Below are 24,500 nucleotides of genomic sequence, written 5' to 3' on the forward strand. Positions count from 1 at the left end.
CTAAACTGCTATCAGTCGGGCTGTAAAATGCTATTACTTAAAAATCAAATGAGAAAAATCTGATCTAGGATCTGTATATCCTTGACCAAAAGTGGAGGGGGGTAATCACTAAACGGGACTATGTTTTCAGGTAGTCCTTCGTAAAGATTAAGATAGGTGTAGATGAAGCTGGCAACAAACTGTTGTTGTTCAAAGCTTAATTTTTCAAACGATACTTTTAAGTCGTTCTGGCCATCAACGGTAAGGACTTCATCGCTACAGCAATCGGCTTTGACCAAATTGCACTCTGGTAACTCTGCTGTCTCCTGAACTTCCATGCCGCAAGATTCTGCATGGCCCAAGAAAGAGTAATCAACCAGAACATCACCACAATAGTGTTGTGCAACCGAAAAAGAGAAGGTTGATAACAGCACTAATAGTGCCATTGTAAACGATGTTATTTTATGGAAAACACTTTTCATCCGTTCTGCAAAACTACAAAAATTTTAACACTCTTTTTTTGTTTAACAAAATTTTGGAAATCTAATCCCTTGATTTTTCTTTCAAGTCACGTATGAACAAAATCAATTATCGGCGATATGATAAATATCATTTATTTGTTTAAGCCTTTAGTTTACATTTGGTATTAAGGCTATATGTATCACCGAATATATATTTGATTTTCAGATAATTAAGTGAGATTATCAAAAAAATCGATTATTTTTGGGGGTAAACAAAATTTTGTAATTTTAGAATGTGAAGCAGTTTTTTAGCAAAATATTATCCATCTTTTTGACGTTGGCGGTACTCTTTTCGACTACCTCGTTTACGGCGGATATGCATTTTTGCTGTGAAAAACTGGTAGATATTGCCGTGTTCGGTAAAGCAACGCCCTGTGATCAAAAAATCCAAAAGACGGAAAACACTTCAAAAAAATGTTCAATTGGAGTTGGAGACTGTTGTAGTGATGATTCATTTATACAGCAAGGTAATGATAATCTCCAAAAGGTTTCCTTTGAGATTGATTCTCAAAATTTTGTCTTCTTAAAGGCCTTTGTCCACACTTATATAAACCTTTTTGAAGGACTTGAGGAAAATGTAGTTCCCTTCAAAAACTATAAACCTCCGTTGATTCAGAAGGATTTACTAGTTCTTCACGAGACTTTCTTAATTTGATTTATATTTAAGCGGATTGTTTATGCAATAGTCCGCTCTTCGCATTGGCCATACCTCTTAAGTGGCCCCTTTTTGTCGTACCCCATGCCCACGACAGAACATTCAGATTGATTGCCAAACAGGGTTTTACCTGTTGAGATTTATTGTAAACCATAATACGTGCACCATGGATTCCATAAGGGAATATTGGATAAAGAATATGGTTTGTAGGCGTTGCCTAAAGGTCATAAAGCAAGAATTGTATGATTTGGGCATTACCATACTATCCCTTGAACTTGGGAAACTTACGGTAAAGGCTCCAGAAATAGCTATTGTCGAAGCAGACCAAAAAGTGGTGGGCGTCCTCCATTCCAACGGTTTTGAAATAGCCAAAAGCGAAGAGGAGATGATAGTCGAGAAAATCAAGATCGCCTTGATTTCATTGGTCGCAGATATCCCTATCAACATTCGGGGAAAAACCTCGGACTATCTGGCTAACATAGTACATCGAGAGTACAAGGTACTGAGCAAGATTTTTTCAAAAAATGAAAATATCACTATTGAAAAATACTTCATAAAGCTGAAGATAGAAAAGGTAAAAGAGCTCATTCAGTTGCGGCAACATACCTTTTCTGATATCGCTTATTTGCTCGATTACAGCAGTGTCAACCACTTATCCAGGCAGTTTAAGGAAATCATGGGCATGAGCATGACCGACTATAAAAATGATCAAGCCTGGGAACGAAATTTCTTTGACGAAATTATATAAATAATAAAGAGAATTATGCAGACAAAGGCTTTTGGCAATACATAGATTTAACCTTGGAGATTACCAGAAAAACAAGCAAATGTTTAGAATTAAAAAAAGAATTGAAAATGCTACTAAAACAAGACAATTAGAGATAAATACAAAACGAATAACCGAAATAATATTAATTAAAAATCAAATATGATGAGAACGGCAGCAATTATTTTACTGGCAATTGGCTTAGTAAGTCTATCCGGTTGCAACCAGAAAACAAATCCTAACGCAATGCTCGAAAATTCGAAAACGAGAACGGAACTCTTTGAGGCAATTGCCAGTAACCACAGTTACATGACTGAATTCATGGACAACATGCAAGGCAACGACCATGCCATGCAGATGATGCAGGGCAATCAAAAGATGATGGGTACTATGATACAGGGCCAGGGAATACAGATGATGATGAAAGATAGTATGATGATGAAAAACATGATGCAATCCATGATGCAAGATGGAAAAATGATAGGCAATATGATGCAAATGATGCACGAAAAGGGCATGATGAGCGAAGATTGTATGGAGTCTTGTAAGAAGATGATGGGCGACAAGGGAATGGATATGAAAGGAATGGGCATGATGGACGGTTCAAATAAAATGGAACCATCTGAGCAAGACCATTCTGAACACCATTAAGGATTAACTTTTAAATTTTCGATTATGAAAAATCATTGGATATGGATGATACTAGGTTGCGGACTTCCGCTTCTTTTCATCTTTTTTGCACCAGCATTCGGCATTAAAGGCAACCTCACACTGTTTACGTTCATAGTAATCATGTTCGCGGTGCATCTCTTGATGCCTATGAGACATGGTGGCCATACCCATGGGCTAACGGAGGATAACCTTAAAAGAAAAAAGGAAGAAAAGGAAAAGCACGACCAAAAACAGCATCAACACTGAAATCCGCAAAAAAAATGAAAAGAAAATATCAAATAGACGGAATCAGTTGTGGCGGTTGCATAACAAAGGTCAAAAAAGTATTGGAGTCTCATGAAGACATTGAGGAGGCAAAGATTTTTTTAAGTCCGAAAGGAGTCGCCAAGATCAGTATGAAATCGAACCTTTCGGTCGATGATCTGCAGAAACAGTTGAATCGACTTGAAGGTTATACAATTTCAGAATTGAATTAATTACTAACATTTAAAACTTTTAGCTATGCACTATTTCGAAGGACATTGGGGCGGCATGCACATTATATGGTGGATTATCTGGCTCGTACTACTGGTGTGGATTTTCTTTATCCCGTATGACGTACCCTACCAAAAATCGAGCAATGAAGATCCCATGCAAATTCTAAAAAAACGATTTGCAAAAGGAGAAATTACCAAGGAAGAATATGAAGATTCAAAAAAAACCTTGGAAACGGACAAATAACTAAAAACAGAAATCATGAACCGTATAAACATTAAAAAATTCGGATTTGCATTCGGTCTCACTGCCGCCATCCTCTACATTGGCTGTATGGTCGTCATGTTTACGGCCGGCAGGGAAGGTACCATAGATTTTTTCAACAGCCTGCTCCATGGGCTTGACACAACCAGTATTATTCGCATGGATGTTCCTTTTTGGGAAGCTATAATTGGGATGATCCAAACATTCATTATCGGATGGCTGACAGGAGCGCTGATCGCAGCTTTTTACAATGCACAGCTAAAACGATAAATGCAGTACGTCTGGTTCATATGGTCCCTTATTATTCTAGCCCTCTGGGGCGTGGTCTATCTAATGAAGAAAGATTCTCGAAGAGAAATGCTGAAGATGAGTTGGATAACCATGCCCTTTGGGCTTACCGAACCCCTTTTTGTTCCCCAATATTGGCATCCGCCATCGCTTTTCGATTTGGCAATAAAGACAGGGTTCGATATTGAAAGCCTAATCTTCTCTTTTGCCATAGGGGGCATAGGCACGGTAATCTACAATCTTATTTTTAAGCGAAAGTATGTTGAAATACCGCATACCGAACGGAAACATGAAAGGCACCGGTTGCACCTATATATCCTTTTCGTACCGGCAGTAGTGTTTTTGGTATTGGCCCTGTTCACGCCTTTGAATCATATCTACTGTGGAATATTGGCCATGTTTTTGGGTGGAATGGCCACGCTATACTGCCGTCCGGATTTAAAGACCAAAATCTGGATAAGTGGATTTCTGTTCACGGCATTGTACTTTGTTTATTTTGGAAGTATACTCCCGTTCTATCCCAACTATGTAGAACTTTTCTGGAATCTGGAAAACCTTAGTGATATTCTAGTGGCCGGCATTCCAATTGAAGAGCTTTTGTTCGCTTTTACTTTCGGAATGTACTGGTCAGGGCTATACGAGCATTTGTATTGGAAAAAATTGATGAAACCCTTGGCCATAAGTTGATTTGGCAATATGGGAATTAACATAATTAATCATGAACAAATAAATCTACAAAGATGAAAATACTATTGGCAATAGATGGTTCTGACTTTAGTAAAGTCGCCATAGATGAACTTGCGACGCTGCCGTTCCCTGCGGGTACCGAAGTATGTATTTTGAATGTGTTCGAAAATCCCATGTTGGCCGCTCCTGGTGCCCTACCCTTGGGCGGCACGCTTGGAAATTATTATGAAGAAACCGTCTCCAGTGCGAAAAAATCGGCAGAAGATCTTGTTAATGAAGCTTCAAAATCATTAAGGGACAAGAATGACGTATTGTCGATAACAACAGCCGTGGTAGAGGGGCTTCCCAAAAGTGCAATTTTAGAAAAGACCGAAGCCTTTGATACCGATTTGATCATAGTCGGGTCGCAGGGCCATGGCGCATTCTCTAGATTTTTGCTCGGCTCGGTTTCCCAGTCCTTGGCAACACATGCCGACTGTTCCGTCATGATAGTCCGAAAACGCGGTTCAAAAGAGAAAAACAACTATTGAAAAGTTAACAGGCAAGAACCAAATGTTAGACGATAGCAAAAACAATACACGCAAAGTGACGGATGCAATCTGCTTGCCGCATTCCAGGTTCCCAAGAATAGTCATTGTAGGTGGTGGCTTTGCGGGTCTGGCATTGGTGGAAGGGTTGAAAAATAAAGATGTTCAGGTGGTACTTATTGACCGCCATAACTTTCATCAGTTTCAGCCCTTATTTTATCAGGTAGCCACCAGTGGGCTTGAACCCGATAGCATTGTATTCCCTTTTAGAAAACAATTCAAGGGATATAAGAATGTGAGCTTCAGGCTGGCCGAGGTAAAGGAAATTCAAAACTCCATCAATACCGTCATAACGGACAAAGGAAAACTTACCTATGATTATCTGGTCTTGGCAACGGGAACAAAGACCAACTTCTTCGGTATGGAAGAAGTGGAAAGAAATAGTTTGGGGATGAAGGATATCCGGGATTCTCTAAATATCCGCCACATGATGCTGCAAAATTTGGAACAGGCCGCGATCACGTGCGATGATGAGGAACGCGATGCCCTCACGAATTTTGTGATCGTGGGTGGCGGTCCCGCCGGAGTAGAAATGGCAGGTGCTTTGGCGGAGTTTTGCAAGTACATCCTTCCTAAAGACTATCCCGAGTATCCTTCCTCCATCATGAACATCTATTTGGTGGAAGCTATGGACGAAGTGCTCTCTGCCATGTCGGACAAAGCTTCTTCAAAAACGCTGACCTATTTAGAGAATCTGAACGTTAAGGTGATGTTGAAAGAATCCGTTAGTAACTATGATGGCAGGGTGGTCAAAACCAAAAGCGGCAAGACCATTTTAGCCAAGAACTTGATTTGGACAGCAGGGGTAACTGGAGATTTTCCAAAAGGATTCGATGAGACGTCTATTGTCAAGGGCAATCGTCTTAAAACGGACCACCACCTAAAAGTTTATGGAATGGACAATGTCTTTGCCATTGGGGATATCGCCGGGGTAATCACAGATGAGACCCCGAAAGGGTATCCCCAAGTAGCCCAAACCGCCATACAACAAGGCAGACATTTGGCCAAAGTACTGCTCAACACCTTGCTTTCAAAGCCTTCAAAACCCTTTACATATAAAGATAAAGGTTCATTGGCCACTGTCGGCAAGAGAAAAGCGGTCGCTGATTTGGGGAAGTTTCATTTCGGTGGCTATGCCGCTTGGCTTTTATGGTCTGTTGTTCACTTGGTCTCCATCAGTGGGTTTAGGAACAAACTATTGGTGGGCTTCAATTGGGCCATCAGCTATTTTACTTACGAAAAAAGTAATAGGGTAATCATAAGAAGTTTCAAAAGAACAAAGAAAGTTGATGCGCAATACACATCAACCCAAGAATAAATATTGAATCACTAAAAACAATTGAAAATGAAAAATATTGCAGTAGTAGGATACGGGGTCATCGGCAAAAGAGTTGCCGATGCCATAAAGGTACAGGATGACATGAAACTAGTCGGGGTTTGCGACATTATCAGCGATTGGCGCATACAGAACGCTGTAAGAAAGGATTATGATATCTATGCGACAACCACCGAAGCGGAAAAACAAATGAAGGCTTCGGGCATTTCGGTAATGGGCAATATGCAGGACTTATTGGATAAAGTGGAACTTGTGGTGGATTGCACCCCAAAAATGATTGCGGCGAAAAACGTGGAAACCTATAAAACACACAATATCAAATTCATTCTGCACGGTGGGGAAAAGCACGAGACAACAGGCCACTCCTTTAGTGCTGAAAACAATTATAACACGGCGTTGAATATCAATGCAACCCGAGTGGTTTCCTGTAATACCACATCAATCCTGAGAACATTGACCGCTTTAAAAAGGGCCGATTTACTGGATTATGCACGTGGCACACTTTTAAGAAGGGCGACCGACCCTTGGGAAAGTCATTTAGGAGGGATTATGAACACCATGGTACCGGAAAAAGAAATCCCGAGCCACCAAGGTCCCGACGCACAGAGCGTGGATCCTGATTTGGATGTCATTACTTCAGCGGTCAAAGTTCCCCAAACCTTGAGCCATATGCATTACTGGAACGTGAAACTAAAGAAAGAAACATCAAAGGAAGAGGTGTTGAACGCCCTCAAAACCTCAAGTAGAATCAAGTTTATTCACTATGATCAAGGCTTGGTCTCCAACAACACCATCAAGGAAATGTTTTTGGATATGGGCAGGCCTTGGGGCGACATGTACGAGGTAGCCCTATGGGAAGATATGCTAAAAGTGGTGGGCGATGAACTCTTTTATGCCTACGTGGTGGACAATCAAGCGATTGTAATTCCCGAGACCATCGACGCCATTCGGGCACTTACCGGAATCGAGATGGATGGTAATAAATCCATCGCTAAGACCAATAAAAGTCTAGGTATTAATCAATAGTTAAAACAATGAACTCTCACGAAAAAATAATAGAGCAGTTGGGGGACAAAGCGTCCTTCTATTTAGATCATGTTAGCGAAAAGATTACCAAGGATGAACTGCAATTGCCCGATAAAAATTTTGTCTCTAAAGTTTTTGTCAACAGCAATCGTAATCCACAAACGCTTCGAAGTCTTGCCCAATTATACGGGCATGGCAACCTGAAGGATACAGGGTATTTAAGCATACTTCCCGTAGATCAGGGAATCGAACATAGTGCCGCTTTTTCCTTCTATAAAAACCCCGATTATTTTGACCCTGAGAATATTATAAAACTTGCCATTGGCGCAGGTTGTAACGGGGTGGCCTCGACTTTTGGTGTATTAGGTCTGTACGCTCGGAAATACGCGCATAAAATACCGTTCATCGTGAAGATAAACCACAATGAACTACTGTCATATCCCAATGCCTACGACCAAACCTTGTTCGGAAAGGTCAAGGACGCTTGGGATATGGGCGCAGTTGCTATTGGGGCGACCATATATTTTGGATCTAAGGAAAGTAATCGACAGATAGTGGAGATTGCGGAAGCCTTCGCCGAGGCCCATAATCTGGGCATGGCCACGATTTTGTGGTGTTACACCCGTAACGATGCTTTCAAAACGGATAAAGAGGACTATCACACCGCTGCAGATTTAACGGGACAAGCCAACCACCTTGGGGTAACAATACAGGGGGATATCATCAAACAAAAATTACCCACTACAAATTACGGTTTTAAAGACCTTCAATTTGGGAAATATGACGATGCCATGTATGAAACCCTGACCACCGAACACCCCATCGATTTGTGTCGTTTACAGGTTGCCAATTGCTATATGGGCAAAGTAGGACTGATCAGTTCCGGTGGGGGTTCCAGAGGAGCATCCGATTTGACCGAGGCCATTACAACCGCAATCATAAACAAACGGGCAGGAGGCTCGGGTCTGATACTTGGAAGAAAAGCTTTTCAACGACCCATTAAGGAAGGGGTAGAATTATTGCATGCAGTCCAAAGTGTTTATTTGGAGGAGAAAATAACGATAGCCTAAGTGATAAAATACCATGTTCGAAACTGAAATAAAATCTTTAAAATCACTCAACCATTACTTGCAGAGACTGGTAGAGAGCAGGCTATGGCTAAAAGTGATTATCGCTTTGTTTTTGGGTGTAGGTTTCGGGTTGTTATTAAGTCCTCAAAACGGTTGGGTCAGTAAGGCGACTGCCGATATGTTGGGAAATTGGTTGGCCCTACCGGGAATGCTCTTCCTTAAATTGGTGCAGATGATAATGATTCCCTTGATTGTGGCTTCCATCATTACGGGCATAGCCAGTAACGACAAGGAAAATCTAAAAAAGTTGGGGGGTGGTGTGCTCTTATATTTTATATCAACAACAATTATATCAGTAACCATAGGAACGTTGCTAGCCGCACTGTTCAGACCTGGAAAGTATCTGCACCAACAGGCGGAAATGGATCATGCAAATGCATTGGCCGATACTGCCGAAAGTTCGGAACTATCCTTTGGAATAAATGATATTCCGAATGCCATAACGGATCTACTGCCCGAAAACCCATTGGCCTCCATGGTAAGTGGCGAAATGTTGAGCATTGTCATTTTTACCATTATAATAGGGGTAGCCGTTCTGTCGTTACCCAATGATTTGCTCAAACCAGTAAAATTACTTTTGAGTGCCGTACAGGAAATCTGTATGACCGTAGTAAAATGGGCCATGTTGTTGGTGCCGGTGGCAGTATTCGGATTGATGGCCCAGCTTACATCCAGTGTCGGGTTAAGCTCCCTTTCAGGATTGGGTTTTTATGTGCTCGTTGTACTGTTGGGCCTATTTATGTTGATTGTTATCTACCTCTTATTGGTAAGCACACTTGGCCGGACTAATCCTCTTAAATTTTTGAGAAAGATTACGGATGTCCAACTTTTAGCATTCTCGACTACAAGTTCTGCCGCGGTCATGCCCTTATCGCTGAAAACAGCAGAGGAAGAACTGAAAGTAGATAGCTCTATCAGTAATTTCATAATTCCGATCGGGGCTACTGTAAATATGGATGGGACGGCCCTCTATCAGACCATAACCACTTTATTCATAGCACAGGCTTACGGATTAGAAATGGACCTTTTAAATATTATTGTCGTCGTCGTTACGATAGTTGCGGCCTCAATCGGAACCCCGGCCATACCTGGAGGTGGCGTTGTCATACTGGCTTCGGTACTATCGGGGGCCGGAATACCTTCTGAGGGAATTATCATAATAATCGGGGTGGAGCGCTTGCTCGGCATGTTCCGAACTGCAGTGAATGTTACCGGAGACTTAACGGCTTGTATGGTTTTCAATCGGTTTTACGGAAAAATACCCGATCTGATTACCGCTAATCTTAAAACCACTAAATCATGAACACGAATATGAAACATATTGGGGTATTTACCTCGGGAGGGGATTCCCCAGGCATGAATGCAGCTTTATTTGCCATTGCAAAAACTGCCGAAGTGAACAGCATAAAATTAAGTGGTTTTCGTAAAGGTTATGAAGGCCTAATCGATGGGGATTTAGTCGAATTGGATACCCAGGAACTTCAAAAATTAGTGCATCGGGGCGGTACTTTTCTTAAGACCGCACGAAGCGCAAGATTCCTAACTAAAGAGGGAAGACAGCAGGCCCTGGAGAACCTTCGGAAAAATAACATCGATGCACTTATCGCCGTGGGCGGGGATGGTACTTTTAAAGGGCTGCTCGCCTTTTCGGAGATTTGCGAACTACCATTTATCGGTATTCCAGGTACCATAGACAATGACATGGCCGGAACCGACTTCACCTTGGGCTTTGATTCCGCAGTGAATACGGCAATCGAAAACATTGATAAGATCAGGGACACAGCAGAATCACATAACCGAATATTTCTAATTGAGGTAATGGGAAGGGACTGCGGATATATAGCAATGCATTCTGGGTTGGGCGTAGGTGCCGATGCCATTTTAGTGCCGGAAAGTGGACAAGATTTTGTCCGTTTGCTCGAAAAGGCAAGTGTTTATGATAGCGAAGAAGCCTTCATAGCCGTTGTTGCCGAAGGCGATGAACTTGGTGCCGAAATAGCGGCATCAAAGATTAAAGAATTAAATCCGAAGCTAGACCTCCGTATCACAAAACTGGGGCATGTGCAACGCGGTGGAAACCCTTCCGCTGCCGATCGTATGTTGGGGATAAGACTTGGGGCAGCTTCGGTAAAGGCCCTTTTACAAGAAAAAAAGAGCGTTATGGTCGGTATTCTCAACAACGAACTTAGCCTCACGCCTTTTGACCAAGTGGTAAAACAACACCAGGTACAAGACGAGTTGTACGAACTCGTAAAGATTTTTGGTAAATAAAATTAAAACGCAAATGAAAACAACGGTATTCAGCACCCATAAGTTTGAAGAATCCTATTTAACATCCGCCAATGACGGCAAACATGAATTGAGGCTACTAGAGGAACGATTATCCGAGCATACCGTTCCCTTGGCAAAAGGCTCGGAGGCCATCAGTCTATTTACAGGGGATGATGCATCCGCCAACGTACTGGAAAAATTAGGTGCGTTCGGAGTCAAATACATAGCTCTTCGTTCGGCAGGCTACAATCATGTGGATATGGAAAAGGCGGATGAAATGAACATCAAGGTGGCTCGTGTTCCCGCATATTCGCCTTACGCCATCGCAGAACACACGGTCGCACTCATATTGGCTTTGAACAGAAAACTAATTAGGGCCAATAATAGAGTGCGTGAACAAAACTTTTCCTTAAACGGACTCACTGGTTTTGACTTGAACGGCAAAACGGTTGGGGTATTGGGCACCGGAAAGATTGGCGCAGTCTTGGTCAAAATCCTTCATGGGTTTGGCTGTAAAATTCTAGCCTATGATGTCAACAAGGATGAAGACCTAGTAGAAAAATTTGGTGCCCGCTATACCGATTGTAGAACATTATGTGCCGAATCGGATATTATCAGTCTTCACGTGCCTTTGGCTACCGACACGAAACATTTAATAGATGCCGAGCAAATTGGGGTCATGAAAAAAGGTGTTATGCTCATCAATACGAGCAGGGGCGGTCTGGTAGATACCAAAGCGGTCATCGATGGACTAAAAACCGGAAAGGTCGGGTTCTTTGGTATGGATGTCTATGAAGAAGAGGAAGGACTGTTTTTCGAAGACCATTCTGACGAGATTTTACAGGACGATGTAATCGCTCGTTTGATGACCTTCAATAATGTTCTGATAACGAGCCATCAGGCCTTCTTGACCGATACGGCACTGACGAATATTGCCGAAACCACCATACATAATCTGGATTGTTTTGAAAAACAAATCGACTCGGGAAACGAAGTAGCCAGCAAATAAAACGACAAGCTTCCATAGGAAGTACTTAAATCTATATAAACCTAAAAACAATAGCACTATGAAAAATATACTCGTACCCACGGATTTCTCAGAAAACTGCAACAAAGCCGCCGATTTGGGCATTGAAATGGCCAAACTTTATAATGCGGAAATTCATTTTTTCCATTTGTTAAAGACTCCTGTCGATTGGGTCAAATTGGATAAGCAAAAGGAAAAACGGTATCCAGAAACCCTCAAAAAAATTGGAAAAGCGAAAGCCTCGTTACGTGAACTGGAAAAAAAGGCCGAAAAAGAACATCTAAAATGCCAAACCTTTTTACAATTTCATGTAGATCAAGACAACATTCTGAAACATTCGGGTCATTATGACCATGATTTCATCGTTACAGGAAGCAGTGGCACCAAAGGCATAGTTCGTGAACTTCTTGGTAGCAACGTAGAGCGTTTGGTAAGAAAATCCGATGTGCCGGTCGTTGTGGTAAAAGAAGATGATGTAAGGTTTCCTTTCAAGGATATCGTTTTCGTTTCAGATTTTATGGAAGATGTGGGCAGTGCTTTTAGGGCAGTACTCTCCATCGCAGAAAAATGTAATGCGAAAATTCATCTATTACGCATCAACACGGCATCGGACCATAATAGTATCGCCCTTGGCCTAGATCCCATACGAAAGTTTTTGGAGGGTTTTCCAGAACTCAAGAATTTCTCCATGAACGTGTATAACGAAAACCAAGTTGAAACGGGCATCAATACATATTTGAAACACAACAAAGCGGACCTGATCGCCATGTGTACACATGGGAATACAGGATTTTTAAGTTTGTTCTCAAAAAGCATTACAGAAGGGGTCGCCAACCATTCTTCGCTACCAGTGATGACCATTAAAATATAGAGAATGACCCAGCAGGTACAGATAAGAAAATATTCCGGTGAACTTGAGGAATTCGATATCAAAAAGCTCATCAAATCATTGCGCCGTTCAAAGGCTGACGAAACGCTTGTTCAAGAAATTGCCAATGAAATTAGGGACAGGGTATCCCATGGCATGACCACCAAAGAAATATACCGAAGTGCCTTTAGGATGCTAAAGAGCAAGGCCCGTGTGAGCGCTTCGCGGTATAAACTAAAAAAAGCCCTTATGGAACTCGGGCCTTCGGGTTATCCCTTTGAAAAATTTGTTGGGGCCCTATTGAGTCAAGAAGGTTTTGATACAAAAGTCGGGGTAATCGTTCAAGGCAATTGTGTACAGCATGAAGTGGATGTGATAGCTGAAAAAGACAACAAGCATTATATGATTGAATGTAAATACCATAGTGATCAGGGCCGGTTTTGCAATGTGAAAATCCCGCTCTATATCCATTCAAGATTTTTGGATGTGGAAAAACAATGGGAAAAACAGCAAGGCCATAAAACCAAGTTTCATCAAGGGGGTGTTTATACCAATACCCGCTTTACCACCGATGCCATACAATATGGTACCTGTGTTGGGCTGATGCTTACAAGTTGGGATTATCCGAAAGGGAACGGTCTGAAAGAACGCATAGACAGATCCGGCCTACATCCCTTAACCTCTTTAACAACATTGACAAAGGCCGAGAAATCCAAATTATTGGATAAGGGCATTGTGCTCTGCAAGGACATTAGCGAAAACCCATCATTTTTGGGGCAAATAGGTATCGCCAAGCAACGACAAAAAAAAATTCTCGAAGATTCAGAAGAATTATGCACAGCACATTAAACCAATAAACATTGATCAATCCTAAAAAGAAAACAGATGAGAACAGAAACATTACAAAAACAGAACAGTATAGACCTAGAGCCATTTTACCAAGCAATGGAAGATGATCCAAGCTTACTTGAAGAGGCCTTCGAAACATTACTGGAGATGGTAAACTCCGAACCCAAATCCACCAAGAAACTAGCCCTTCTCATCAAAGAGGATTTTCATGATCTCTACAAAGAAATAGCGGAGTTATGCCAACCGGACCAAGATAAAGGGAACACACCTTCCTGCTGTGGGGGACACTAAACGGGTACTATAAATGAAAAACAACAAAATAAACATTCACTTTTTAGGAGCTGCTGGAACCGTTACCGGTTCAAAATATCTCTTGGATACCGGCGAACGCAAAATCTTGATTGATTGTGGTCTTTTTCAAGGGCTAAAAGAACTACGTCTAAAAAACTGGGAGTATCCACCCGTTGAAGTCTCGGAAATTGATGCGGTCTTGCTTACGCATGGGCACATGGACCATACAGGCTATCTGCCCAGATTGGTCAAACAGGGTTTTAAGGGGCCCATTTATGGAACGTACCCCACCCTGGACATTGCCAAAATCATATTGAACGATAGTGCCAAGATTCAAGAACAGGAAGCCGAACGGGCCAATAAGGAAGGTTATTCCAAACACAGCCCCGCCGAACCACTTTATGACTTAAAGGATGTTGAAAAAACCGTTCCCTTTTTTAAGGGAGTACCCCCCGGCCAATGGCTGCCCTTAATGAAAAACATAAAGGCTAGATTTCAGTACAACGGCCATATCCTAGGTGCTACCTACATTGAATTGGATGTTCTCGGAAAACGTTTTGTTTTTTCAGGGGATATCGGCAGAACCAACGATTTATTGCTATATCCACCGCTAAAACCAAAAAAGGCGGATGTTCTTTTTATAGAATCGACCTATGGCGGCAGGTTTCATCCCGAAGAGGCGGAGGCACTTCCCGAAATTGAAAAATTGGTCAACAAAACCATTGAAAGGGGCGGAAGCCTTTTCATACCAAGTTTTTCCGTAGAGCGTGCCCAATTGATGATGCTGATATTTTGGAGGTTGTTAAAACAAAATAAAATTCCCAAAGTACAGATGATTATGGACAGCCCGATGGGGGCCAACGTACTGGAACTGTTCCATCGAACTAGAGACTGGCATAGGTTGGAAGATGCTGAGTGTGACGAAATATGTTCGCACTTTACGGTCGTAAGCAGTTATCGGGAAACAATGGAATTGAGAAGCGATGATACACCTAAAATCGTCATCGCTGGAAGCGGAATGCTCACGGGAGGTAGAATGCTTAATTACTTGGAAACCCAGGCGCAAAAACCAAAAAACACCTTGCTTTTTGTTGGGTATCAAGCAGAAGGTACTCGGGGACGGAAATTGTTGGACGGCGACAGGGAATTGAGAGTGTACGGAAAAACAGTATCCTTTCAAATGGAGGTGGCAGAAATAGAAGGGCTTTCGGCGCATGCCGACCATGCCGAACTATTGGATTGGCTAAGCAAGGTCGAACAGAAACCGGAAAGGATATTTATTGTTCACGGAGAGAAGGAAGGTGCGGAGGCATTGCAAAAAGGCATTAAGGAAACTTATGATTGGGATTCTGAAATTCCCAAATTATATAGCATTGAATCCGTAGAAACTTTTCAAAACAGTTAATGGACTAGATTATAGGAATACTATTGGTGGCATCACCAACACTATTAAAAATAAAATAACGAAAAGGTTATGGAAGAAAAATCGAGTACTTTAAAATATAAACACTTGGGCATTTATACACAGAACGAACATGTGGTTTATATGCGGGAAGATTGCCATGTCTGTGTTTCCGAAGGTTTTGAAGCATTAACCAGAATCCGGGTATCCAATTTCAATACTTCCATCGTTGCCAGTCTTAATGTAATAACGTCGGATGTGCTGCTAGCCGGAGAGATAGGCTTATCGGAAGCGGCGGCGAAAAAATTAAAAGTGTCCGGAAATGAAACACTAAGGGTGTCGCACTTGGAACCTATAGATTCGTTAAGCCATGTAAGGGCCAAAATCTACAATCAAAAACTAGCTTATACGGCCTTCGAAGAAATCATTACAGATATTGTTGAAGGAGATTACTCCAACATTCATCTTTCGGCTTTTATTACGGCCTGTGCCGGAAATAGATTGGATGTCAATGAAATCTCGAATCTCACACAAGCCATGATAGCTTCTGGAAAACAATTGGATTGGAACAAAAAAATCGTAGTCGATAAACATTGTATCGGTGGCTTGCCAGGAAACCGAACAACACCCATCGTTGTAGCCATTGTTGCAGCCTACGGGCTTACCATGCCCAAAACATCATCGAGAGCCATTACTTCCCCGGCAGGAACAGCCGATACCATGGAGGTATTGACCAATGTTACCCTTTCTTTGGAAGAAATCAAAGCAGTTGTTGAAAAAGAAGGCGGATGTTTTGTTTGGGGGGGTACCGCCCAATTAAGTCCGGCAGATGATATGCTCATCAAAATTGAAAAAGCCTTGGATATTGATAGCGAAGGGCAGTTGATTGCATCGGTTCTTTCCAAAAAAGCGGCAGCAGGTTCTACCCATGTGGTCATTGATATTCCTGTCGGCGAAACGGCCAAGGTTCGTACCAATGACGCTGCCATGAAGCTTAAGGAACATCTCGAAGTCGTGGGCAAAGCTGTTGGCCTTACTACAAGAGTAGTTATTACAGATGGCACACAGCCTGTCGGCAGAGGTATTGGTCCAGCCCTTGAAGCAATGGACATCCTTAGTGTACTCAAGAATGAAGTTGATGCACCGAAAGACCTAAGAGAAAGGGCAGTTCTGTTGGCGGGCGAGCTGTTAGAGCTTTCTGGCGAAATCGAATCGGGAAAAGGAAAGCAAACCGCCAGAGGGCTATTGGAATCAGGTAAGGCATATAACAAATTTCTCGCTATCTGTAAAGCCCAAGGTAATTTTAAACAACCTCTCCTAAAACCTTATAAATTCGAAATAAAAGCCAAAAAAACAGGTGTTTTACGGCGTATTGACAATAGAAAGATTGCAAAACTCGCCAAACTTTCAGGTGCGCCCCAATCAAAATCTGCCGGTATTTTACTGAACGTTCATTTGAACGATGAAATAGAAAAAGGCCAGTTGCTGTATACGCTCTTTGCAGAATCGCAAGGTGAGTTGAATTATGCCTTGGAATATTATGAGAACCATGACGATATTATAACAATAGAATAAAAAAAGGACAAATGAAAACTATATTATTCAGTCTTCTGGGAAACCAAGAACTCACGGAATTATTGGCAGAGAAAATGAAAGCGGAAATCGGGGAATGTACCATACGCAAATTTCCGGATGGGGAATCCTACACGCGTATCCTTTCCGATGTAAAAGACAAATGTGTAATCATGGTCTGCACCTTGCACGAACCCGATGAAAAACTATTGCCATTGTATTTTTTAAGCCACACCGCAAAATCTTTGGGCGCGATGTGCACATGCTTGGTGGCTCCCTATTTGGCCTATATGCGGCAAGACAAGGTTTTTCATAAGGGCGAAGGGGTTACTTCTGGGTTTTTCGGAAAATTGATTTCTGGTTTTGCAGATAGCATCACGACCATTGACCCGCATCTACATAGAATACATTCGTTGGGCGAGGTATACAACATTCCGAACAGGGTCATTCATGCAGCGGACGAAATCTCCAAATACATCAAGGAGAACATTCATAATCCGGTACTTATCGGGCCCGATTCCGAAAGTGAGCAATGGGTTTCCGATGTGGCAAAAAAAGCGGGAGTACCCTTCACGGTGTTACAAAAGGTCCGCCATGGCGACCGTGATGTTGAAGTTTCCGTTCCCGATGTAGATAAATATAAGGAAGCGACGCCAGTTTTAGTAGACGACATCATTTCTACGGCCCGGACCATGATAGAAACTACGGAGCATTTGAAAAGTGCGGGAATGAAACCTGCAATATGCATTGGCATTCATGCCGTATTTTCAGGAAATGCCTATCAAGATTTGTGGGACGCTTATGTGGAGGACATCATTACCTGCAACACGATTCCACACCAGTCAAATAAAATTGATTTGAGCGATGTGATCGCCAAGGAAGTAAAAGAGTTGATGCACCACATATGAAAATAGGATTGCACTTAATAGTATACGTTTTTATGATTTTTTCCGCATACCCACAAGATAAAATGTTGATTGGACAATTGTCCGATAGATTGGTGGTACGGGAAAATTTTGATAAAAATGGAGACTTTCTGAACAAGCAAACTTTTAAAGCCGGAAAGCTAAAAGAAGCCAATGGTTACTATGAAATTGTTGTCACAACCGAGCTTTTTGATGAAAAAGGCACCCCGACCGATAAATATACCACCACTTACCGATGCAAACCGGATGAATCCAGTATTATAGTAATGGCCTTCCCTTTTTCAAAGCCAAAATCCAAGGAAACCGAAATCAATACAGTGTCCAAAAATTTCAAGGAACTCTATGACCTTGGGAACTTAGAGAATGTTGAACTCGAAATGAGCTTTGATTCGGGATTGTTGAACTTCTTTGGTTCCAACAGTAAGATTAAAATTTATGACCGCGTGTTGGAATCTAACGGAAATGGGAAAACAATCAAATCCAAAATCAATATTAAGGCCTATGCCATTGGTATACGAATTAAACAATTGGACTATGTTGCAAGTGAAAAACTTACAAGTGAGAACTTGTTATCATTCCAGAAATTTACCGAGAAAGACGGCAGCTATTTTACGATGACATACAAACAATAAATTATGAGAAACTATGACACCCTATCAGAAGCAATTAATGACTTACAGATCAGGGGATATACCTATGATTTCAATTTGGCCCCCGACTGTATAAAATGTGCTTCATTGGAATTGGAAATCCATCCCGAAGAATTTGATGTGGATGAAACCCATCGTTTTGAAGGTATGAGCAGTACGGACGATAACAGTGTTCTTTATGCCATTTCATCAAAAGATGGTATAAAGGGGCTTTTGGTAGATGCCTATGGGGTCTATGCTGAAAATATCTCGGAAGCAATGCGAAAAAAATTACGATAACCCTTAAATAGAATACTATGGACAATCACGAAGAGCAAAAGAACAAAAAAATGGACCATTCTAAAATGAATCACGACAAAGATGACCATTCAAAAATGGATCACTCGAAAATGGAAGACCCAAAATCGGACGACCATAGCAAGATGGATCATAGTAAAATGGATCACGGTTCTGGCGACCATTCAGGTCATAATCCAGGTCACGGTCAAATGGGTCACGACCATCACAAAATGATGATTGCCGATTTTCGAAAACGGTTTTGGGTAACGCTCGTGCTAACCATTCCCATATTGTTCTTCTCGCCAATGATACAGGAGTTTTTCGGATATGAATTTCTCTTACCAGGAAACCCATATATCCTATTTGCACTATCTACCATCGTCTATTTCTATGGAGGTTGGCCTTTCTTAAAAGGTTTTTGGTCAGAGGTCAAAAAGGGTGCACCTGGAATGATGACCCTAATTTCCATGGCCATAAGCGTTGCCTACTTTTATAGTACTGCCACAGTATTCGGACTAAGAGGTGAAGATTTTTTCTGGGAACTTTCAACACTGATCGCAATTATGCTTTTAGGCCATTGGATAGAAATGAAAAGTGTGCTAGGTGCATCAAAAGCCTTACAGCTATTAGTAAGTATGATGCCCGCCGAAGCCCACAGGGTAAAGGGTGATACTATAGAAGATATTCCCTTGGAAGATTTGTTAAAAGACGATGTGATTTTAGTAAAGCCAGGTGAAAAAGTTCCTGCTGATGGGATTATAGTAGATGGTTCGAGTTACTTAAATGAATCAATGCTTACAGGGGAATCCAAGCCAGTGAAAAAAGATGAGAACGACAAAGTAATTGGAGGCTCAGTAAACGGCAATAGCACCTTAAAGGTTAAGGTAGAACATACCGGAAAGGACAGTTATCTCAACAAAGTAATCACAATGGTTGAGGAAGCGCAAAAGACCAAATCTAAAATGCAGAACCTTTCCGATAGGGCGGCAAAATGGTTGACATACATAGCCCTGGCAATTGGTTTTGGCACATTGGCAGTTTGGTTGATTTTAGGCTTCCCTTTTGTATATGCCTTGGAGAGAATGGTAACGGTTATGGTTATCGCTTGCCCACACGCATTAGGACTTGCCATTCCGTTAGTTGTCGCTATATCTACCGCAGTATCCGCCCAAAATGGCTTACTGATAAGAAATCGAACGGCTTTTGAAGAATCCCGAAAAATATCAGCTTTGTTGTTTGATAAAACCGGAACATTGACCAAAGGTGATTTTGGTGTCACAAGAGTTGAATCGGTTAAACAAGAATATTCAACAGAAGAAATCTTAAGGCTTTCAAGTGCCTTGGAACAGAGCTCGGAACATCCTATTGCAGTTGGAATCATAAAAAAGGTCAAAGAAGATAATATTACAATCCCGAAACCAAAAAACTTTAATGCCATTACTGGTAAAGGTGTAGAGGCCAATGTGGAAGGTAAGCAAGTGAAAGTAGTAAGTCCGGGTTATTTAAGGGATGAAAAAATTGCAATTCCTGAAGATGCCTATAGCGATGCCGCTGAAACGGTGGTTTTTGTTCTAATCGATGGAAAATTGGTCGGTTATATTGCCTTAGCGGATGAGATTAGACCGGAATCCGCTGAAGCCATCAAAATTTTCAAAAAGAACAACATCAAAGTCTTGATGGCCACCGGGGACAATGAAAAAACCGCCAAGGCTGTTAGCGATAAATTAGGGTTGGATGGCTATTATGCCGAGGTACTACCCCATCAAAAAGTGGAAATCGTAAAAGAGTTGGAAAGCAAAGGAGAGTTTGTGGCCATGACGGGCGATGGGGTCAATGACGCACCTGCATTGGCACAAGCCAACGTTGGAATAGCTGTGGGCTCCGGCACCGATGTCGCTGCGGAGACTGCCGACATTATTCTAGTAAACAGTAACCCACAGGATATTGCCAATTTGATTTTGTTCGGCAAGGCCACCTACAACAAGATGATCCAGAACTTGATATGGGCCACCGGCTATAACGTGGTCGCCATCCCATTGGCAGCAGGTGTTTTGTACTCATCAGGCTTTGTACTGGGTCCCGCAGTTGGTGCCGTGTTTATGAGTTTGAGCACCATTATTGTAGCCATTAACGCCCAATTGTTGAAAAGAAAAATTGGGAAAAAGTAATGAATAGAAAGGACAAACTTAACAGGATATTTTTAGTGCTGTTAAGTTTATTTGTGGTAATGCTCGGGTACGGTATTTTATTGCCTACCCTGCCCTATTACACGGAAAGACTGGCTCTAAAAGACAATCTGGATACGGACCTTATCAACTTCCATATCGGAATGTTAACCAGTATTTATCCATTGTTCCAGCTCTTGTTCGTTATCGTCTGGGGCAAGCTTTCCGATAAATACGGCCGTAAACCTATAATACTATTGGGGCTTGTAGGTTTTGTCGTGATGAACTTGCTAACGGGTCTTGCCACTTCCCTGTCGATGCTATATATAGCCCGTATCATAGGGGGCATCTTTACGTCTGCGGTTATTCCTGTCAGTAATGCTTATTTAAGTGATATCACTTCAGAAAAGCGAAGGACCAAAATAATGGCCTGGTCTGGGGTCGCTATCAGTTCCGGTGTGATATTTGGCCCTGTTCTGGGGGGATTTCTGTCGCAAACGAACCTACACTATACATACTCTTTTGGAGTGTTCCACTTAGACCGTTTTTCGGTTCCCTTTATTTTGGCAGCTCTTTTGGGCTTTGTGGTATTGCTGATAATCATAAAATGGCTGAAGAATACCGAAATAAAAAATCGTATTGCTTCTGAGGCAGTCAAATTCAGTTTTTCCCTGAGTAACTATTTTATCATTTTGTTGCTCTTGTCCTTTGTGATGCAGTTCGTGGTTACCTTGTTTGAGACCGTGTTTTCAATTTATGGGAAGGATGAGTTGGCCTTTACAACCAATCAGGTGGGTATTGGTTTTATGCTTTGTGGTTCCGTTATGGCAGTTTTACAGCCTGTATTTGCGACCTATGGAGAAAAAATGCTGACCTCGAAACAGCAAATAACATTGGGGTTATTGATTTCCGGTGTTTCGCTAGTTGTCTTCCCTTTTGTGAGCGGTGAACTATACATTTATGTTACTATAATAATTTTCGCAGCAGGGGGAGCCATGGTAACACCAAACCTGCTTTCGGCAGTTTCTTTGATTTCCAAGGAAAACACGGGAAGGAATATATCCATTCAAAGTTCCACGAATAGTATCGGTCAAATTTTGGGTCCGGTATTGGGGACTTGGCTAATAGCGGGAGGGTTTTATTATCCTTTTATTATTGCCGGTACAACCATTTTGGGTGCTATGGGACTGGTTTATTTTTTGAATCGACCAAATAAAGGGATTGACAGGCCATTATTGGCCGACCAGCATAAAAAAGGGTAGCGATGGACCATCGATATGCACTTAGAAAACGTAGTAAAACAGCACTTCAAAATGCTGTTGACAATTCGAAATATGTTGAATTGGTCCGTTCGGGAGAAGACTATTTTTTAAGGCTGGAAATGTTAATCGATAGGGCAGAAAAAGAAATCCATTTACAGACCTACATTTTTGAAAACGATGACACGGGAAACCGTATAGCCTCCTGTTTAAAGAAAGCCGCTCAACGAAAAGTAAAGGTATATGTCTTATTGGATGCCTATGGTAGCGCTGCATTACCCGATAGTTTTGCCCAGGATTTGGTACAGCATGGTATTTTACTTCGTTTTTTTTCGCCTTTATTCTCCTTGAACAATTTTTATATCGGCAGGCGGATGCATCATAAAATTGCGGTCGCCGATGAAAAAATAGCGTTGATAGGCGGAATCAATATTGCCAATAAATACCACGGAACCACAGGTTCGGAACCTTGGTTGGACTATGCCGTTCAGTTGAATTGCCCGGCAGCTGAAAATCTTCAAAAACTGTGTAGCGACTATTTTTTCAAAAAAGGAAGCTCAAAAAAAATACCACCCGTGTTACATTCGGCAGGTAGGGCACTCGTGGGAATTTTACAGAACGACTGGCTACAGCAAAAAACGGAAGTCTGTGATGCCTACACGAACGCCTTCATTCATGCCGAAAAGGAAATAGTTATCATAGGCTCGTATTTTTTGCCTGGAAGCAGAATAGCAAAGGCATTGAAAAAGGCCTGTAAAAGAGGAATAAAAACAACGGTGATCTTAGCGGGCATTAGCGATGTGCCTTTGGTACGTAGGGCTACCGAACATTTGTACTCCTCTTTTCTAGACCACCATATGAGAATCTATGAGTGGAACAAATCCGTGGTACACGGTAAAGCTGCGGTAGTAGATAATAAATGGTCTACCATAGGCTCATTTAACTTGAACAGTCTTAGTTGTTATGGCAGTATTGAAATGAACGTAGAAGTTCACTCGGTCAATTTTGCCAAAATTCTTCGGGCCGACTTTGAAATGGTTATAAGCCAGTGTAGCGAAATTACAAAGGGGAGTCTAAGACAAAGAGCCGGTATATTCAATAAGTTGGGTAATTGGATTTCTTACCAAATGGTACGCACAGCCATGCTTTTTCTAACCTTTCTTCCGCATTTAAGGTTTTTGAAAAATTATAGGTTATAATATGTTGGCAAGTGGTTAAATGGTTTCGCCTCTTTATCTGTCTGTACGGACAAGGCGATAAATCATGAGGCACAACAACTTAAAAAAGGAAATATATAATCGATGATGGAATACAAGTGGAAACTACACTTTGAAAAACACATAAGCAATCAGTAATATTCAAAAACAATAGCAATGACAGATTTAACAACTAGTGCGATTGAGCGCGTCCTCAGAAACAATTACCTCGGCCACTTGGCCTATCTATGGCAAGGGAAGCCTTATTTGATTCCCATCACCTATTATTTTGATCCTGCCGACAATACGATCATTAGCTATACCTCGGATGGCCATAAAATCAATGCGATGCGAAATAACAACTCGGTTACCGTACAGGTAGAAGAAATACAATCGATGTTCAATTGGGAATCGGCCATGGTGCACGGCACATTCGAAGAACTTGAGGGCAATATTGCCAAACAAAAGTTACACCTTTTTACCGAAGGCGTGAAGAGCATTATCCGTAGAAAAGAACGGAGAGAGGTTGAGTTTATCAATGAATTTTCGAGCAAATTATACGAAAGGGGAAATCCGATTGTCTATCAGGTCAAAATACTTGAGATTTCAGGAAAACGACGGGAAACGTAAAGGCAACATCGCTAATTGGATAGACTTTTTTGGCCTTGACAACCCAATAGGTCTAAATTCCAATGCGAGAATCTTATTTGTATTTTGAAATTATATAGTGAATGGCCATTTAAAACAACTTGGAACCTATCTAACTATAGTTCTGTAAAATAGATGTACTAAATGTTAGGATAAGATGTAACTTTATATCAATCAAGTAATGCCAAAACAAACAATTTACATAGTGTCACTTTCCTTGTTGGTTATGTGGTCTTGCAAAAAAGACGACCAAAGTTCACAACAAGTCAACCTTTTGTTTACCGAAAATAATTTAGCAGGAGATTGGAAAAGGATTGCAGAATTTAGAGGGCAACCAAATGATTCATTGGGCATATTGGAGCCCTTGGAAGATTTGTTTGCCCAATTCGAAAATTGCCGAAAAGATGATATTCTCAGATATGTTAAGGGTAACGAGCAAGAAGATAACCGCTATTTCTGGGGAATCGGGGCAATTGCCTGTCATAGCCAGATATCAAAAACTTTCACTGAAATTGGCACTTGGTCTCTCGAAGAATCAGGAAAACTGAGCCATGTTAATTCTAATACAAGTGAATACCATATTGTAATTCAATTAAATGCCCAACAATTACTTGTCAGAAGTGAATCGGATAAAAACGAAAATGGCGAGACTACGTTCGAATTTACGGAGTATGAACGCATAAGATAGCTTTTATAAAAATATCCAATTGAT

General features: G+C 41.5%; 29 protein-coding genes. 28 read left to right on the forward strand and 1 reads right to left on the reverse strand.

What is annotated here, in order from left to right:
• Positions 1-44: 44 nt before the first annotated feature.
• On the reverse strand, positions 45-461 hold the full coding sequence (locus tag DX873_RS06935; protein ID WP_067033774.1) for an HYC_CC_PP family protein: 417 nt from the start codon (positions 459-461) through the stop codon (positions 45-47).
• Positions 462-735: 274 nt separating this feature from the next.
• Here DX873_RS06935 and DX873_RS06940 point away from each other — a divergent pair, with 274 nt between their 5' ends.
• The 28 genes from DX873_RS06940 to DX873_RS07075 all read left to right on the forward strand — a co-directional run bounded on the left by DX873_RS06940 (position 736) and on the right by DX873_RS07075 (position 24,476).
• Positions 736-1,155: an HYC_CC_PP family protein gene (locus DX873_RS06940; protein ID WP_067030421.1), complete on the forward strand. Its 420-nt coding sequence runs from the start codon at positions 736-738 to the stop codon at positions 1,153-1,155.
• Positions 1,156-1,321: 166 nt separating this feature from the next.
• A complete protein-coding gene (locus tag DX873_RS06945) occupies positions 1,322-1,903 on the forward strand; it encodes a helix-turn-helix domain-containing protein (RefSeq protein WP_067030424.1) in 582 nt (193 codons plus the stop codon).
• 264 nt (positions 1,904-2,167) lie between these two features.
• Positions 2,168-2,572, forward strand: a complete 405-nt coding sequence (locus DX873_RS06950) for a hypothetical protein (protein WP_309474604.1) — start codon at positions 2,168-2,170, stop codon at positions 2,570-2,572.
• Positions 2,573-2,596: 24 nt separating this feature from the next.
• Positions 2,597-2,839 carry a hypothetical protein gene (locus DX873_RS06955; protein ID WP_067035924.1) on the forward strand — a complete coding sequence of 81 codons (243 nt, stop codon included), beginning with the start codon at positions 2,597-2,599 and terminating at the stop codon, positions 2,837-2,839.
• A 14-nt stretch (positions 2,840-2,853) separates the two neighbouring features.
• Entirely contained in the window at positions 2,854-3,069 is a 216-nt protein-coding gene (locus DX873_RS06960) for a heavy-metal-associated domain-containing protein (protein ID WP_067035921.1), read from the forward strand.
• Between the two features lie 25 nt (positions 3,070-3,094).
• Complete coding sequence (locus tag DX873_RS06965; protein WP_067035918.1) at positions 3,095-3,313, forward strand: SHOCT domain-containing protein; 219 nt, start codon at positions 3,095-3,097, stop codon at positions 3,311-3,313.
• Positions 3,314-3,328: 15 nt separating this feature from the next.
• Positions 3,329-3,601, forward strand: coding sequence for a DUF5676 family membrane protein (locus DX873_RS06970; RefSeq protein ID WP_067035915.1), 273 nt, complete (start codon positions 3,329-3,331; stop codon positions 3,599-3,601).
• Positions 3,602-4,306 (forward strand): lycopene cyclase domain-containing protein, encoded by a 705-nt coding sequence (locus DX873_RS06975; RefSeq protein ID WP_067035912.1) that lies wholly within the window; start codon positions 3,602-3,604, stop codon positions 4,304-4,306. It abuts the gene before it with no gap.
• Between the two features lie 53 nt (positions 4,307-4,359).
• Entirely contained in the window at positions 4,360-4,836 is a 477-nt protein-coding gene (locus tag DX873_RS06980; RefSeq protein ID WP_067035909.1) for a universal stress protein, read from the forward strand.
• 22 nt (positions 4,837-4,858) lie between these two features.
• Complete coding sequence (locus DX873_RS06985) at positions 4,859-6,211, forward strand: NAD(P)/FAD-dependent oxidoreductase (protein WP_067035907.1); 1,353 nt, start codon at positions 4,859-4,861, stop codon at positions 6,209-6,211.
• Between the two features lie 27 nt (positions 6,212-6,238).
• Positions 6,239-7,255 (forward strand): type II glyceraldehyde-3-phosphate dehydrogenase, encoded by a 1,017-nt coding sequence (locus DX873_RS06990; protein WP_067035904.1) that lies wholly within the window; start codon positions 6,239-6,241, stop codon positions 7,253-7,255.
• An 8-nt stretch (positions 7,256-7,263) separates the two neighbouring features.
• Positions 7,264-8,325: a class I fructose-bisphosphate aldolase gene (locus DX873_RS06995; protein ID WP_067035901.1), complete on the forward strand. Its 1,062-nt coding sequence runs from the start codon at positions 7,264-7,266 to the stop codon at positions 8,323-8,325.
• Positions 8,326-8,338: 13 nt separating this feature from the next.
• Positions 8,339-9,688, forward strand: coding sequence for a dicarboxylate/amino acid:cation symporter (locus tag DX873_RS07000; protein ID WP_067035898.1), 1,350 nt, complete (start codon positions 8,339-8,341; stop codon positions 9,686-9,688).
• Positions 9,685-10,656: an ATP-dependent 6-phosphofructokinase gene (locus DX873_RS07005; RefSeq protein ID WP_067035894.1), complete on the forward strand. Its 972-nt coding sequence runs from the start codon at positions 9,685-9,687 to the stop codon at positions 10,654-10,656. Before DX873_RS07000 ends, DX873_RS07005 begins: the two co-directional genes overlap by 4 nt.
• A 13-nt stretch (positions 10,657-10,669) precedes the next feature.
• Positions 10,670-11,665, forward strand: a complete 996-nt coding sequence (locus DX873_RS07010; protein ID WP_067035891.1) for a 2-hydroxyacid dehydrogenase — start codon at positions 10,670-10,672, stop codon at positions 11,663-11,665.
• A 58-nt stretch (positions 11,666-11,723) separates the two neighbouring features.
• Positions 11,724-12,554 carry a universal stress protein gene (locus tag DX873_RS07015; protein ID WP_067035888.1) on the forward strand — a complete coding sequence of 277 codons (831 nt, stop codon included), beginning with the start codon at positions 11,724-11,726 and terminating at the stop codon, positions 12,552-12,554.
• A gap of 3 nt (positions 12,555-12,557) precedes the next feature.
• A complete protein-coding gene (locus DX873_RS07020; RefSeq protein ID WP_067035885.1) occupies positions 12,558-13,400 on the forward strand; it encodes an ATP cone domain-containing protein in 843 nt (280 codons plus the stop codon).
• A gap of 36 nt (positions 13,401-13,436) precedes the next feature.
• On the forward strand, positions 13,437-13,691 hold the full coding sequence (locus DX873_RS07025; protein WP_067035882.1) for a hypothetical protein: 255 nt from the start codon (positions 13,437-13,439) through the stop codon (positions 13,689-13,691).
• 13 nt (positions 13,692-13,704) lie between these two features.
• Entirely contained in the window at positions 13,705-15,096 is a 1,392-nt protein-coding gene (locus DX873_RS07030) for an MBL fold metallo-hydrolase RNA specificity domain-containing protein (protein WP_067035879.1), read from the forward strand.
• Between the two features lie 69 nt (positions 15,097-15,165).
• Entirely contained in the window at positions 15,166-16,668 is a 1,503-nt protein-coding gene (locus tag DX873_RS07035; RefSeq protein WP_067035877.1) for a thymidine phosphorylase family protein, read from the forward strand.
• A gap of 11 nt (positions 16,669-16,679) precedes the next feature.
• Positions 16,680-17,573 (forward strand): ribose-phosphate pyrophosphokinase, encoded by an 894-nt coding sequence (locus DX873_RS07040; protein WP_067035874.1) that lies wholly within the window; start codon positions 16,680-16,682, stop codon positions 17,571-17,573.
• Positions 17,570-18,223 carry a hypothetical protein gene (locus tag DX873_RS07045; RefSeq protein ID WP_067035872.1) on the forward strand — a complete coding sequence of 218 codons (654 nt, stop codon included), beginning with the start codon at positions 17,570-17,572 and terminating at the stop codon, positions 18,221-18,223. Before DX873_RS07040 ends, DX873_RS07045 begins: the two co-directional genes overlap by 4 nt.
• A 3-nt stretch (positions 18,224-18,226) precedes the next feature.
• Positions 18,227-18,520: a phosphoribosylpyrophosphate synthetase gene (locus DX873_RS07050; RefSeq protein ID WP_067035869.1), complete on the forward strand. Its 294-nt coding sequence runs from the start codon at positions 18,227-18,229 to the stop codon at positions 18,518-18,520.
• 17 nt (positions 18,521-18,537) lie between these two features.
• Positions 18,538-20,688 (forward strand): copper-translocating P-type ATPase, encoded by a 2,151-nt coding sequence (locus DX873_RS07055; RefSeq protein ID WP_176712428.1) that lies wholly within the window; start codon positions 18,538-18,540, stop codon positions 20,686-20,688.
• Complete coding sequence (locus tag DX873_RS07060) at positions 20,688-21,947, forward strand: MFS transporter (RefSeq protein WP_067035866.1); 1,260 nt, start codon at positions 20,688-20,690, stop codon at positions 21,945-21,947. Before DX873_RS07055 ends, DX873_RS07060 begins: the two co-directional genes overlap by 1 nt.
• A 2-nt stretch (positions 21,948-21,949) precedes the next feature.
• A complete protein-coding gene (locus DX873_RS07065) occupies positions 21,950-23,143 on the forward strand; it encodes a phospholipase D-like domain-containing protein (RefSeq protein WP_067035864.1) in 1,194 nt (397 codons plus the stop codon).
• A gap of 174 nt (positions 23,144-23,317) precedes the next feature.
• A complete protein-coding gene (locus tag DX873_RS07070; RefSeq protein ID WP_067035861.1) occupies positions 23,318-23,770 on the forward strand; it encodes a pyridoxamine 5'-phosphate oxidase family protein in 453 nt (150 codons plus the stop codon).
• A 199-nt stretch (positions 23,771-23,969) separates the two neighbouring features.
• Positions 23,970-24,476, forward strand: coding sequence for a hypothetical protein (locus DX873_RS07075; protein WP_116183710.1), 507 nt, complete (start codon positions 23,970-23,972; stop codon positions 24,474-24,476).
• Positions 24,477-24,500 lie beyond the last annotated feature (24 nt).

Source organism: Flagellimonas nanhaiensis, assembly GCF_003382275.1.
In the GTDB taxonomy this organism is placed as follows: domain Bacteria; phylum Bacteroidota; class Bacteroidia; order Flavobacteriales; family Flavobacteriaceae; genus Flagellimonas; species Flagellimonas nanhaiensis.